Source organism: Chitinophaga jiangningensis (genome assembly GCF_900142605.1).
Classification (GTDB): Bacteria; Bacteroidota; Bacteroidia; order Chitinophagales; family Chitinophagaceae; genus Chitinophaga; species Chitinophaga jiangningensis.
Map to the genome: position 1 here is coordinate 104,147 of NZ_FRBL01000004.1, position 14,592 is coordinate 118,738.

Consider the following 14,592-nt stretch of genomic DNA (forward strand, 5'->3'; position numbering starts at 1 on the left):
TAAAAAAATTTATCCCGGGAAGAATCCAAAGATTTATGGTTATTCGAGATAAACTGTCGATCTCGCGAAGAAAGCTCACTCTCACTTTCCTCTTTTGGGGTCATCTGCCTGATGTAGATCCATATTCAGCGGGATCAACCGAGGCATAAAGAGCTCGTTTATTAGTTAGGAATAATTTATCAAAGGATTTGTTGCACTTTTCTCTTTCACTGATCGATGATTAAAATTATAACACCTTTTCATTCTATCCAAATATTTTTTGTGTTTTTTTGTAATGTTTTTTAATTATAATCATCAAACTCACTACCCTCCCACCTCTACACTCGCAAAAGATAATCCTATTATCATCGTACACTTTTTTAAGAAGGGAGCCAGGAAGAGTCCCGGCTCCTTACCTTAAGTTACTGTACTTTATCTGACATCAGAGAAAGACAGATGTACAACACAATAGTTTAACTTCTATATTGAACAACCAAAATTTCAGAATATTGAACCGGGAAGAATCCCGGTCCTTGACACCAGGTGCCCCTCTCTTGTTAAGGACACCATATTATGTAGAAAGAAACTACAATGCGACTTGGAAGTTATTCGATCTACATATTCTTTCCTACAACGGAAAACCGAGTTTAATTACGTTTGGTAGAGTCGACCGGCCAGGTGGGGACGCCACGGAGCATTTTGTCGAGGTTGTCGGCGAGCTCCTTGATGTCAGGGCGCGCAGCGACAGCTTTTTTCTCCCATTCGATGGCTTTATCTTTTTCGCCGAGTTTGTACATGAGATTGGCGTAAGTATCGATTGCTTCTGCTGAGTTATCTTTCTCTTTCACGTTATACGCACTTACATCTTTAGCAAACCGGAGTAAAGAGGTATCCGAAATATTTTCAAAAATTTTCCAAGTCATATTATTAATATGATATTCACTATGCTCCTTGGCTACCTCAAAATACTTACGGTAATACTTACCGAAGTCGTTCCAGTCTTTACTGTTGAAGTTCTGCATCATTGCCGCACCCCAGATATATTCCTGACCTGATGGACCATAAACTTGTGTAACTTCTGATTCAATCTTTTCCCAGTCTACATCCCCTTTCGAAGCTAACATAGGCTTAATGAACCTATTGGTGATGACCTTCTTCCGCCATCTCTGATATGCCTGTTCGCCTATTGCCTGAGCGGAGCCTGTACTATCACGGAGCAATACGGAGTAACCCGGATCATCAGGAGAAGCAGCCACATATGTCAGTAAAGACACATTATCATAATTTAACTGGTTGTTTACCTTCTTAAGGAAAACAGAGGTTAGATACCTGGTATTACTTGTATCTTTTTTCTTCATCGAAAGTAGGATCATCCTCCGTATTAACGCGGAATCGCCTGTCCCTCCCCGAATTGATTTTAAATATTGTGCGTATTTATCGTCAGTATCAGCTTCGTTTATTAATCTAAAAGCTGTCAATAATCTCCTCTCAACTGGTTGATTAATATTTACACCTGACAAAACAGTATTAATTGCTCTTAAAGTGTCAAACGGAATTTTAAGCACCATTCTGTCATAAGAAATAAATCCATTCTCCTCCGTTTCCACATCGAATGGTTGGGTATAAATGGCGGCACTTAAACCCTGTTTTTCTAAAACAGCAATTGAGTCTATCATTTGTCGGTATATAGCTCTGAACTCGGCCGGCTTCTTAGTATCATATCCCCAGGTTTGTAAATCATTCCAGGTATGATATGGCACAGACACCGTAATCCCTCCAAACTCACCCACCGCCTGCACCTTTCCAAAATCGTCCTTTAATGGGCGGGGAAATGGATAGGAATGAATATCAGCAATATCACTAGCCACCCACGGTGTCTTAATATCATTTCTCAAACGATTATTTACATAGAGTAACTGACCAGAGTGGCCATTCACCAACCTGGTAGGATCTTCCTCCTTAACCAGTTTCGTCATTCGCTCCTGGTCAAATGCTCCCCAACCCTCGTTAAACACCACCCAGGATATAATAGATGGGTGATTTTGTAGTTGCTGTAAGGTAACTTTTAGCTCCTTTTCAAACTCAGCTTTAGCACCCTCAGGCAGGCCATGCGGCGGATTCACAAAGTCCTGCCATACCAACATACCCAATTTATCTGCATAATAATACCACAACTGTGGTTCCACTTTAATATGCTTCCTTATCGTATTGAATCCCATAGCCTTGATCGTAGCAATATCAAATTCCAAGGCATGCGATGAAGGAGCCGCATACAGACCATCCGGCCAAAATCCCTGGTCAAGTACTCCCAGGTTAAAAATCGTTTTATTATTTAACTGAATTCTTTGATGCCCTTCACGGTCCTTTGCCACACTAATTTTACGCATACCAAAATAGCTGCCAACCTCATCAAGTACCCTGCTTCCATCTATCAGCTGTACTTTAACATCATACAAAAAGGGATCTTCAGGGGACCATAATCTTGGTTTAATTAAGGGTATCTTAATACCTGAATTAACATTGCCAGTTCCATCAGCGATTGCACGACCATTTGCTAATACCGTCACTTTAACTTTTCCTTTTTGTAAATTGTTTCCCGCAGTGCTGGACACAAAGATTACAGAAGAATTATCAATATCTGGCGTCACCTTAATATTTTCAATTCTGGTAACAGGCACTTTTTCTAACCACACCGTCTGCCAAATACCAGATGTCGGTGTATAATAAATGTTACCTGGATTTAACACCTGCTTCCCATGAGGATTTATACCTTTATCGGTAGGATCCACCACAGCTACAACTACACTATCAATTCCTTTACCGTGGAGATAATCGGTTATATCAAACGAAAATGCATCATATCCGCCTGTATGTTTTCCAACCGACTTACCATTTACGAAAACTTCTGTTTGCCAATCAACTGCACCAAAATTGAGTATAAACCTACTATTCTTTGATAAAGAAGGTGATTTAATCTCTTTAAAATACCATAATGTTTGAGTTGGCAACAATGGTTTCTGAACACCTGATAATTTTGACTCGATTGGATATGGAACCTTAATTGCATCTTTGAAACCTAAATACTCAAATTTATTGATATCTGTAATCTGATATTTCCAGTCTCCATTCAGATTAATCCAGTTAGTTCTTACCAAATTAGGCCTGGGGTATTCTCCCCACTCATCCATCACACCCACTGCATATGGAGTGGTAATCATTCTTGCATTTGCGATTCGATGTTCTAAATCTGTGGCCTGTCCAAACACTGTAATGGTGCAATGACAAGCATACAAGAGAACAAGAGTTTTCTTAAACATTTGCTTATGAAATTAAAATTGGTTTAAATAGTTAGTAGCCTGGATTTTGTTGGAGGTTTGGATTTGCTTGCAACTCGGAAGCAGAAAAAGGAAATAAGGAATAGCTTGATTTCCACGTTGTACCCTTTTCTGCACATACAGCAGGCATAACTTTATCAATTTTCTGGAATCTTTTCAAATCTATAAACCGATTACCAAATTCAGTGAACATCTCCACTTGTCGTTCGTGCAAGATAGTATCCAAAAGCTTATTTGCGTCTACACCTACAATTTTGGGTAACCATGCACGTGTCCTAACTAGATTAATATCATCAGTCGCGAGACTAAGTTTGTTAGCACGGGCTCTCGCCTCCGCCCTATTTAAATAGATATCTGCCAATCTGAGCATAGTCAGTGCTTCTGTAGGAGTACCAGTCGCAGTCGCAACTTTATATTTGTACGGATAATTGTAGGTTCGTGACGTTCCTACCCATATTTGCTTCCTCCTATCATTCTTCTCAAATGCCGCTATCTGTCTGCCACTAAGAAAAAACGGAAATGATTCGCTAGCACCAGTGGATGGCAATATAAACTTATTTCCTTCCTCAGTAGCTGCATTTGAAGACACAACCTGCAATTGCCAAATCGCTTCTTTACTAGTCACTAGAAACACAGAACTTAACGAGTCTAATGAAAACAACTGAGAATTAGCTATCACACGACTGGCTTCATCTTCAGCCTGCCCCCAATCCTGCAGTAATAAGAAAATTTTTGTCAATAATGCGGAAGCCGCATAGGTAGTAGGCCTATATCTAAAATTAGATCCTTTTATTAGACTGGCGTCTAAAAAATTAATACTCAATAAATCTTTTGCCAGTTTTAAATCATCTACGAGATATTTGAGAACTTCACCACTTGACGTCCGCTTTGCCACGGAATTTATAGTATAGTCAATTCCATCTATCCAGGCAACATCACCATATAAATTAACTAAGTAATAATAGCATAGTGCCCTCGTAAATAGCATCTCTCCCATCAACTGTTTAGATACTGCAGTTGATATACTATTCGGACTACTTAACCCTTGAATAATTGAATTACATTTGTAAATTGTGGTATACATTGTATTCCAAAAATTTCCACCTGTACCATTAGTTTGTCCTGACAACGCATTATTATAATAATCCTGATATACTCGCGAAACATTTGGACCTGAAAATAAAGTCAACTCATCCGAATACAAACTTGCACATGCATTTAGAGCCCTAATATCACCTGCAGTACCAAATCCAGCGGTGGACATACTTACATAAATTCCGGTTACAGCAGAAATAACTACAGGGTCATAGTAAAATAAGTTATCACCATTAGTTCTTGTTACTGGAGGAGATACTTTTACCAATTTCTCACAGGACAAGGCACAGCAAACCAAGCTGATCAAAATCAATTGAATAAGATACTTCATCTTCAATTAAATTTATTAATAGAGTTAAAATGAAAGATTAACACCACCTACAATTGTAAACAACGATGGCATCGAGAGTCCACCATTGCCTAGATCCGGATCTAAACCTTTGAATCCACTCCAAGTCCATATATTCTGGGCCTGTACATATACTCTGGCTTGCTTGATATTAATTCTATTTATTAATTCCGTAGGCAGAGAATAAGAAATATTTACATTTTTTAACCTTAGAAAAGACGCATCAGTATAAACTAAATCCGAGTTTGTTGCTGCTAAAATCTGCGTTAATAATTGGCCAGAGCTGGCAACTTTTTGCACATCGGTTATATCTCCTTTTTTCTGCCAACGGTCCATTATCATCTGTAAAACATTCGACATACTTCCAGGTAAGGCCCCTCCACCTACTCTCGCCTGATCCATCTTTACTTGTTCGGTGTACTGGAAGAAAAAGTCCAATTGAAAACCTTTTAGATTCAAAGTATTTTGAATTCCCCCCATAAGAGTTGGAGCAATATTCTGGTAGATCTCATCATCTATATTTGTTTTAGGAGCTGAAGTTCTTGTACCATCAGCTGCATAAAATTCGTACAATCCTGTTTCAGTATTTACACCAGCGTATCTAAAAAGCTTGGCCACAGTAATTGGTTCACCAATTTTATACTTATTAGCGTAACTTGAGGATTTTAAATTATCAAACTTAATGAGCTTATTTCTTGGTATTGTAATATTAATACTCGATACCCATGAAAAATCTTTCTTCCTAATATTATTCGTACTTAGGGTCGCCTCAAAAGCTGTATTCTGTATCAAACCAGGGAAGTTCTTGAGAATAGAGGTTGCTCCGGTGGTAGAAGGCAAAACATATTGTACTATTTGATTTCCTGACCTATTCTTTATGTATCCCAAATTCGCCATAATTCTATTCTTTAACATGGAAACCTCCAGTCCGACATCAAATTTTTTAGTTTCCTCCCATTGCAAGTATGGATTAGGAAGCCCACTTGTTGATATTGATATTATACCCTGATAGGGATTAGGTGCAGATTGCACATTGTAAAGGTTATAAAATGTATAGTCACCAATTTGGTCGTTACCTGTAAGTCCATAGGAAGATCGAAGTTTAAGATAATTAATTAGATTACCGGCGCTTTTAAACCAATTCTCCTGCGAGATTATCCACGCCCCACCTATACTCCAAAAATTATGGAATCTATTTTCAACACCAAACCTGGAACTACCATCCCTTCGGAAAGCTAAATTGATAATATACTTTTCTAAAAAATTATAGTTTAAACGCGAGAACAAGGCATTGTACTTATATTCAATTATATCATTAATCCCTACAACAATCGGATTAGACGCTTGCTTGATATCAAAAATGCTCAAATCCGATGCAAAGTTACTAGCACTCAAACCTAGGCCCTTTCTATTTTCTTGCTGAATACTCATTCCAACTAAGAAATCTAATTTTCCATGACCTAAATCCTTTACATAAGAGACTTGTGGCTCTATTACCCAGTTATTAATATTGAAAGTGCCTTTATTTGCAGAAGAATTTTGAGTGGCTCTTCTTTCTGGAGCAAAAGATGACTTGCTTGTGAAACTATAATCATCAGTTTGAATATTATTATAACCTAGCAAAGTTTTAAACTGCACCCCATTTAGTAAACTATAATTTAAGTTCAATGAAGTGCCAAGATTTCCGGTTCGGTTGGCATATCCTGAGTATTCATACGATAATGGATTAGTCCAAGAACTATTTCCATTAATGTCGGGAGCCCAATTAAGTGAACCATCGCTATTATATAAAGCCGGTGCATTAGGGGATAATCTATAAGCAATAGTTGTGGGGTCTAGATTGGGCATTTTATTTACGTCATATAAATATCTAACAATGAATTCCATTTTTAATCTATTATTGGGGCTGTTCGCACTTAAATTAGCATTCATGGCTCCTCTACGATCATGATCAAATCCGTAAGCAGATGGAAACATAGTTCCTCGGGAAGAATATGTTCCAGAAATGCGATAATAAATATTATTTCCACCACCTGTCACAGCCGCCTCAATGTTCGAAAATGGAATACTTTTTCCTAATAATTCTTTTTGCCAATCCGTGTACCGTACCGTATCCCATAGCATCAGATCAGCTGCATATGTTGGTGAATTGGGCTGTGCACTTGGAGTTAAACCGAAATTTGCAAATGCTTCCTTCCTAATTGTAATATACTCTGGAGTATTTAAGAGGTCTGCAAATTTAATAAGTTTAGAAAAACCAGAATTGGCATTAATATCTATCGACATTTTTCCGCCTCTCCCTTTCTTTGTTGTTATTAGAATAGCACCATTAGCAGCCCTGCTACCATAAATTGCGGTTGCGTCAGCGTCTTTTAGTATATCTATCCTTTCAATATCTGATGGATTAATAAAGCTCATTGGACTTCCATTAGTTCCTTGTGTAGTTAAGGTACCAGAAGCTCCCAAAAAGCCACCTTGGTTATTAGTCATTAGCTGAGAGGTATAAGGAACTCCATCAATTACATATAATGGATCATTACCAATTGTTGGAGCGAGACTTGTACTACCTTGAATTGTTACTTTTACACCAGCATTATTCATTCCAGTGCTGGGTGAAATAACTACTCCTGGCACCCTACCTTGCAAGGCTAGTAATGGATTTGTTACTGGTTGCACCGCAATATCCGCAGCCTTAACTGTCCCTATATTTGAGGTACTAAAACGGCGAGTAGTAGCTCCATACGCTAAAACTACTGCCTCATCAAGTTGGTTGTCAGATTGCTCCATCAAAACCACCATCATACGACTTGTTGGTACATTTAAAATTTGCTGTTTAAATCCAACATAACTGAATACCAATATTGCGGAAGATTTAATATGCTTAAAATAAAAATTCCCTTGATTATCTGTTACAGTACCTGCTTTGGTACCACGTATACCTATACTAACTCCTGCTAATAAATTCCCGTTTATGTCCTGTACCCTTCCTTTTAAAAAGTCAACAGGCAAAGAATCATATGTAGTTTGATTTCTATATGTACTTGTGTGCGTCCTAACAGTAGCAGTAGCACTAGCACCCAATACCAGGGAGGTCACAAAAGTATACAGAAGGAAAACACTGTAAATATTTTTCATATATATAGTCTTTGCTAGGGGATAAGATAAATTGAATCAATTGGTATACAATTAAAACTATCCTTAAAGGAGGATAGAGGTCGAAATTGCAAAACAGTACTGAGAAATTAACTAATGAATAACAAAGTTTAAGGCTGAGTTTGAATGTATATTTAATAGCAGTGTGATGGATTAATTTTAGGATAGATAAACACTTTTAATGGCTTGGATAGTATTCATTCAAACTTAAAAAAACAGCAACCCGAACAAAATAAAAACTGCCATATAATGAAAAAAGCTAAAATAATTCTTTTAATTACTGGCCTACTTGTAACTGTCTCTGTAGCTATCGCTAATAAGGCAAGAGGAATAAGCACTTTCTATGCTCCCACAATCCATGGAGGACCGTGCTATATTACCACCTATTTATTCCTCACAACTACTGACTATACACTTGGCGACGCTTATGAAATTGCTAGGCAAGAAACAATAGATTCATGTGCTGAATTTTGTGTAGGGTATGAGTAACGGGGAAATATATAAAATTTAAGACATTAAGTTTTCGATAAAAATGGACAAGGATGAACCAACAACAAAGTTATATTCTATCGGGCGGGAACATTGATAATAAATATGATAAAATTGAACTTCTACCTTCAAATGAATGTAAACAATTCATTAAGGCAAATAATATTCCCATTGAAATAGAATTCCCATATTTAACTATTGGCAGTCGTAAACATGAAAAAGGATGGATCATCGAATTGTCCGCAACTATTTTTAAAATCGATGAAATCCTTCCTAGGATTATAGAATACCTAACGATTAACAATATTTCTTTTCAGCTCCCGATAAATAAGGAATTTTATGTTAAAATATTATTCGGACATTTCGGACCGGATATACAAAACAGATTAATACTTATTTTTCCCAAATCGGAAATTGACGCAAAAATAATAGTAAAAAAGCTTATTCAATACACATCTAACAACGTTCATCCTATTATCCAAGGGAGTTATCATTTACTTCAAGGAATTCATGTAAGGTACGACTACACGAATTGCATTACGATTAATAGTGTCGAAGGTAAAAAACAAAGAGTTGCAATTCTCACAAATGGAAGTTATATCCCAAATCCATTGAACCCAATATACAAGCACCCCAAAAATATACAATGGATATTTGAAGATATTAGGTCGCTTAAAAACCCGAAGTTATCCTCTGTAGTGGGTAATAAGACTGTAAAAACTAGCTTAATTAGAATTGATTCTAAAGGAACAGTTCACAAAGGAATTTTCTTTCCAAAATGGTATCAACCACTTAAGTGCGTAATTAAAACCGGAAAAAAAAATGAGTTATTAAACGAAAGAGGAATTGACGCGGCAGATAATATTACTTGGCAATACAAAATACACTCTGAACTTAAACACTCTGAAGTTACAGCATTACCATATGACCTAGTAAAAGAAGAAAATGAAATGGCCATAGTAATGCAATACATAAAAGGAAATAACTTAGGTAATCTACTATTTAACATATACAGTATAGGAGGGTGGAGAGCATTGAAAGACGAACAAAAAAATAAAGTTATTCAAATATCTCTCCATTTCTTGGAATTAATCAAGAAAATACATGATAAGGGAATAATTCATCGAGATGTAAATCCCTCAAACTTAATCTATACTCCAGACAAGAAACTAAAGATATTGGATTTTGGATTAAGTTACCAAATACAAAGTGACAACAAAAATCCAATATTTCAAGGCTTTACAATTGGCTATTCTGATATTTATCGAAAAGACAGCGACAATTATATACCAGACACTCAAGAGGATATATTTTCTATTGGTGCTGTTCTATCATTTATCTTTACAGGATCAAATCCTGCGTTTCTTGACTTTGAAAATAGTGAAAACTTGTTTATACAACTTAAATCTTTGATCGGAAGTGAGGAGATAGCAGAATTAATTTGTAAATGTCTCAATTCAGACAGAACCCGTAGACCGATTCTGGAAGAAATACTCTCATATATTAAGAATATATATGGTAAGTTACTTAATGATACCATACCATTCACAATTTCCGGAATAAATATGTTTAAAGATTCAGTAACCTTTGGTTCGAAGGCTATATGTAGCAAGTTATACACAGACGCGAACAACTATTGGATCTATCCTACTGCAGATGATTCGAGAGAGAGGCATCACGATGAACGATTAAGTGTAGAACCAGGATTTTACACTGGGATAAGCGGCACCATTCATACTCTCCTAGCTATGAATTCATTAAGACCAGAGATTAAGAATGGTGAATTTGAAAATACTATCCTAAATAAAAACATCGGTTTTATTATAAACTTTTACAATACAAATGTAAACGGGCCAGTCGGTTTAATGACAGGAAGGTATGGCATTGGGCTGATAATTGCAAAATGCATTAACAGAGGCATTCTAACAGTAAACGAAAATATGATTAATAACACAATTAAGTTATTAAATACGAAACCCCTAATCCTCAATTTATGGGAAGGTATCAGCGGAAAAGGACTCTTCATCCTTAAGAGCTATAATGAACTTCAAATCCACAACTATAAGGAACTGTTGAGTGAAGTTAATGATATCTTGCTAACATCTCAGCAAGCCAACGGATTGTGGACAAAAAATCATAATAACAAGTCTTATTCAGCGATCAATTTAGCGTCTGGGAATTCCGGTATCCTATTGTATCTTCTATTATATAAGGTGGATACCAAAGACTCAAGTATGGATGACTGTATACATAAGTCACTCAATGGAATAATACAGAACATGTATAATGATAATAATCACTCATTCTTATTTGGAACCGCTGGAGTTGCTTATATTTTTATAAAAGCCTATGAAGTTTTTCAATTGAAAAAATACAAAATATTTGCGGAAAAACTAATTAATAAGATTAATATTAACCGTATACGAGAAAATTTCACCTTTGCTACAGGATTACCAGGTATAGGGTACGTTCTTTTAGAGGCAGCAAAAGTTCTGAATAACGACAACTATAAAGAAAAAGCATTTATAATCGCATCCTATCTCAATAACTATAAGCTTCTCAAAAACCATCAGATTATAACTTGGAATAGTGATGTAAGCAGATCATTGTCTCCTGGATTATTCCATGGCAGCTGTGGTATACTATTATTTTTACATCGTTGTTTTACTTACAAGGAAATTAATGACCCGCTATTTTAGTAGAAAAAAATAAATAAGAAATTAGTTTGTTTACTGCATGACCACCGCATAATCGGGTTGTAACTTTAATAAATTTAGAATTTAAACTATACTAATTACAAAAACAAAGATATCCGGATATGCAGCATGGGGCATTGTTCTCTTCCTATTCTGCATTTAAACTAAAGAGAACGTTTAACCATAATTTAGCTTTTTATCAAAAAGCACCAATTATTATGAACAAAGCAAAATTCTTATTAGCAGGTATTGGCCTCATAGCAGTTGCCGGAACAGCATTCGCTTCCAAAATTGCATCAGTTGTTTATGTTAGAACTGCTCCAGCAGCTAATATCTGCGAATTAACATTGGTGAATGCTACATTAGCACCAGATCCAAATGCTACTACCTCATTCACAACTTTCGCAACTACCTTGAAAAGCGCAGAGTGTACTACTACAACTACTGTTTTCCAAGGCATCCAGTAATCGTTCAAGGGCTTTGAGTCTTCAATAGCCATTTTTTCTGGAAGGGATTCTTTATTGAATCTCTTCCATTTTTTTTCAAATCACATTAACATAACAAAGAATATATTTAATACAGATTTACTTCACTAGCATTTGCATAACATTTGCATAACATTTGCATAACATTAAACAGCTAATAAGGAAATTACATTTATTATTAAATATCCATAATCTGAATGAAACATATAAAAATGCCTGCTAAAGGTTCCATAAAATTAAATATTTTAATATGTACTTTATTTGCTTTACTTATAGTTAATGATTCTTTATGTGCCCAAGATAAGCCTGCGATTATTCCTTCAAGCTATGATCATTGGCCTATTTTAAACTCAACCGGTACGAAATTCAGTTATTCAGGAAATTATTTCGCGTATCAAATTATTGATAAGAAATCAGGTACGAATAAAGTTACTTTTGAATCAGTAGATCAAAAATGGAAATCGACTTTCAATTCAGTTCATTCTTTCGAAATTACTAATTTGGGAAGTAAAGAAATCGGGCTTATTTTAATCAAGGATTCATTGTGGATTATCACTCTAGGCACCAAAAAAGTTCTCTTAAAAACGAATGTTAGAAATGTAACTGTATCTCAACCTAATGGACAAGAAGCTTATTCTGTTTTAAAAAGCCAATGGATTCTCGTAAATAAAAAAGATAAATCGACTGAGCTAATAAATACTAAAAGTGAAAATTCGTTACTTTTTGATTCTGTTGAGCAAACTTTATTCCTAAGAAATAATGAAACTCCTATAATAAAATCGAACACGTTTCTATTAAGAATTAACCAAACTTTAAAAGTTGATACAATTTATAAATTTAGCTCCGACCAAGAGATTTTAACTAGAGCTATTTATTCGATTGCGGCACAAAAATTTTTTATTTTAGTATATACTCCAAAACAATCCAAAATTGTTGAAATAGGGAAAACATCCAATATTCTTATTTGTGATGAAAACATTCCAGGTAAATTCGATATGAAATTAGATCCCTATAGCTTATCAATAGCAGATCATGATAGTACAATAATATTTAATTTATTACCACAATTGAATTTAAAGACTAATGCTACTGACACTTCAGTAACTTCCTTAGTCATATGGAGCCATCTTGATAATAAAATAAGCTTAAATTCAGATGAAGTAAACGGAAAAGATCTAAAAATAACCTATGCGTATAATATCTTTAAGTCTGAATTACACCCCCTAGAAAATGATTCGTTAGTTTTAACTGGAACACCTTCTGGTGAGTGGGCTATTATAAATTCAAGGGCTCAATTTGAAGATCCAGCAGGCACTCTCCTGAAAAATAAAATCCTGGAACCGATCCAGCTAATTTCAGTCAAAGGAAAGGGTATTATTAGACCCGGAATTATGCGCTCGACAATCCGTGGCATGTCTCCACTCACTAAAAATATCGTCTATTTGAAAGACAGTACAATCTTTGTATTCAATACGGGTAACCAAACTCACTATCCGATTCTAAAAGTGCATAATCATACCGAATTAGAAACTAATGAGCCGCCCACTGTCAGTATAGCTGGTTGGTCTTTAGATAACGATACTGTATATCTCTATTCAAATTATGACATTTTAATGGTAAGTTGTGAAAATAAGTTCCCTATCATTAATTTAACAAGTGGATATGGAGCAAGTAACAAAATTCAATTTTTTTTAAGGACAGGGCAATTTGATAACAAGATTCAATATGCAGATTTAAAGTTCTTACCGGCTATTGACAAAAAGACAATGCAGCATGGGTTCTTCTCCATTTATCCAGGCACCAACAAGAAGCCAACTAAACTAAATTTTGGCCCTTTTTATTATGTTCATATACAACAACTAAGCGTTTTGGGGTCAACCCCAATACAATTCCCCATAAAGTCAAGAGGTTCCGATAGATATATTGTAACACGTTCCACTGTAAATCAGGCACCTAACCTCTTCTTTACAAAAGACTTCAAGCATCTGACCCAGCTAACTTTTGTGAAACCAGAGGCAAAGTACAATTGGATGAAAAGCGAATTGATTCAATACTATTTGCCTAATAACATAAAGATAAATGGCATACTATATAAACCGGAAAATTATGACTCAACAAAAAAATATCCACTGATAATAAGTTCATACCAGGAGCAATCACAAGCACTAAATGGATACATAGAACCACAAGATCTATGCACAAGTTGTTTACCTAACATCACTACCTATGTGAGTAATGGATATATGGTTTTTGTACCAGATATATACCGACCCCAAGGAAATACTTTTATGGGAGCGACAGAAACAATTTTGGGAGCACTCGAAAAACTATCAAAAATTAGACAAATTGACATGGATCATGTAGGGATAGTTGGTTGTAGCTTTAGCGGCACTACAACTGAATTTATTCTTACCAAAGTAAAAGCCTTTAAAGCTGCCGTAATTTCCTCTGCATTAGCAAACCCAATTAGTGGATTTAATATGTTAACTCAGTCGGGACTAAATTCCTTATGGTATCAAAGAGGCCAGGGTAATTTTGGGGTAAGCTTATATGAAAACCCACAACTTTATATCGACAATGCTGCTATATTAAAGGTTAATAAAATTGAAACCCCAATCCTTTTGATGCATACTACCAATGATGACCGTTGCCCTATTTATGATGCGATTCAATTTTTTGTTGCATTGAGAAATCAAAATAAGAAAGTTTGGTTACTGGAATACAAAAAAGGGATTCATGGGGTATATGGTAACGATGCACCAGATTTCAGCATGCGAATGCGACAATTTTTTGACCATTATTTAAAAGAAATGCCGGCACCATTGTGGATGACTTCAAAGACTAAAGACCCATGGAGCACAATCAAAAATAACCAAAATCTACCACTAGTAAATCAACAGCAAGGTAATACACATTTAAGCCATTAGTAACCATTTAGACTACAAGAAAAAACCTATTTTAACTGAAGGCCGACAGCATACTGATTTACTATATTTGGTACAGAAAGTCAA

The 14,592-nt window shown here is 35.6% G+C and carries 7 protein-coding genes; 4 read left to right on the forward strand and 3 right to left on the reverse strand.

Translation table 11 applies throughout. The features are described from left to right. Positions 1-626: 626 nt before the first annotated feature. Genes BUB18_RS10685 through BUB18_RS10695 form a run of 3 tightly spaced genes read right to left on the reverse strand, consistent with a single transcriptional unit; the run spans position 627 to position 7,893 of the window. Positions 627-3,296, reverse strand: a complete 2,670-nt coding sequence (locus tag BUB18_RS10685; protein ID WP_073080616.1) for a glycoside hydrolase family 2 protein — start codon at positions 3,294-3,296, stop codon at positions 627-629. A 31-nt stretch (positions 3,297-3,327) separates the two neighbouring features. Further along, positions 3,328-4,740, reverse strand: a complete 1,413-nt coding sequence (locus tag BUB18_RS10690) for a RagB/SusD family nutrient uptake outer membrane protein (RefSeq protein ID WP_073080618.1) — start codon at positions 4,738-4,740, stop codon at positions 3,328-3,330. Positions 4,741-4,764: 24 nt separating this feature from the next. Continuing rightward, positions 4,765-7,893, reverse strand: a complete 3,129-nt coding sequence (locus BUB18_RS10695; protein WP_073080620.1) for a SusC/RagA family TonB-linked outer membrane protein — start codon at positions 7,891-7,893, stop codon at positions 4,765-4,767. Between the two features lie 267 nt (positions 7,894-8,160). Between BUB18_RS10695 and BUB18_RS10700 the strand changes: the two genes are divergently transcribed. The 4 genes from BUB18_RS10700 to BUB18_RS10715 all read left to right on the forward strand — a co-directional run bounded on the left by BUB18_RS10700 (position 8,161) and on the right by BUB18_RS10715 (position 14,508). Beyond that, positions 8,161-8,400 carry a hypothetical protein gene (locus tag BUB18_RS10700; RefSeq protein WP_073080621.1) on the forward strand — a complete coding sequence of 80 codons (240 nt, stop codon included), beginning with the start codon at positions 8,161-8,163 and terminating at the stop codon, positions 8,398-8,400. A gap of 53 nt (positions 8,401-8,453) precedes the next feature. Beyond that, positions 8,454-11,099, forward strand: coding sequence for a protein kinase domain-containing protein (locus BUB18_RS10705; RefSeq protein WP_073080623.1), 2,646 nt, complete (start codon positions 8,454-8,456; stop codon positions 11,097-11,099). 119 nt (positions 11,100-11,218) lie between these two features. Continuing rightward, positions 11,219-11,563 carry a hypothetical protein gene (locus BUB18_RS10710; RefSeq protein WP_073080625.1) on the forward strand — a complete coding sequence of 115 codons (345 nt, stop codon included), beginning with the start codon at positions 11,219-11,221 and terminating at the stop codon, positions 11,561-11,563. Between the two features lie 215 nt (positions 11,564-11,778). After that, positions 11,779-14,508 (forward strand): alpha/beta hydrolase family protein, encoded by a 2,730-nt coding sequence (locus BUB18_RS10715; RefSeq protein WP_073080626.1) that lies wholly within the window; start codon positions 11,779-11,781, stop codon positions 14,506-14,508. Positions 14,509-14,592: the final 84 nt, after the last annotated feature.

Coding starts and splice junctions, on each gene's coding strand:
- BUB18_RS10685 (WP_073080616.1), bottom strand. CDS start 3,296: ATGTTTAAGAAAACTCTTGTTCTCTTGTATGCTTGTCATTGCACCATT.
- BUB18_RS10690 (WP_073080618.1), bottom strand. CDS start 4,740: ATGAAGTATCTTATTCAATTGATTTTGATCAGCTTGGTTTGCTGTGCC.
- BUB18_RS10695 (WP_073080620.1), bottom strand. CDS start 7,893: ATGAAAAATATTTACAGTGTTTTCCTTCTGTATACTTTTGTGACCTCC.
- BUB18_RS10700 (WP_073080621.1), top strand. CDS start 8,161: ATGAAAAAAGCTAAAATAATTCTTTTAATTACTGGCCTACTTGTAACT.
- BUB18_RS10705 (WP_073080623.1), top strand. CDS start 8,454: ATGAACCAACAACAAAGTTATATTCTATCGGGCGGGAACATTGATAAT.
- BUB18_RS10710 (WP_073080625.1), top strand. CDS start 11,219: ATGCAGCATGGGGCATTGTTCTCTTCCTATTCTGCATTTAAACTAAAG.
- BUB18_RS10715 (WP_073080626.1), top strand. CDS start 11,779: ATGAAACATATAAAAATGCCTGCTAAAGGTTCCATAAAATTAAATATT.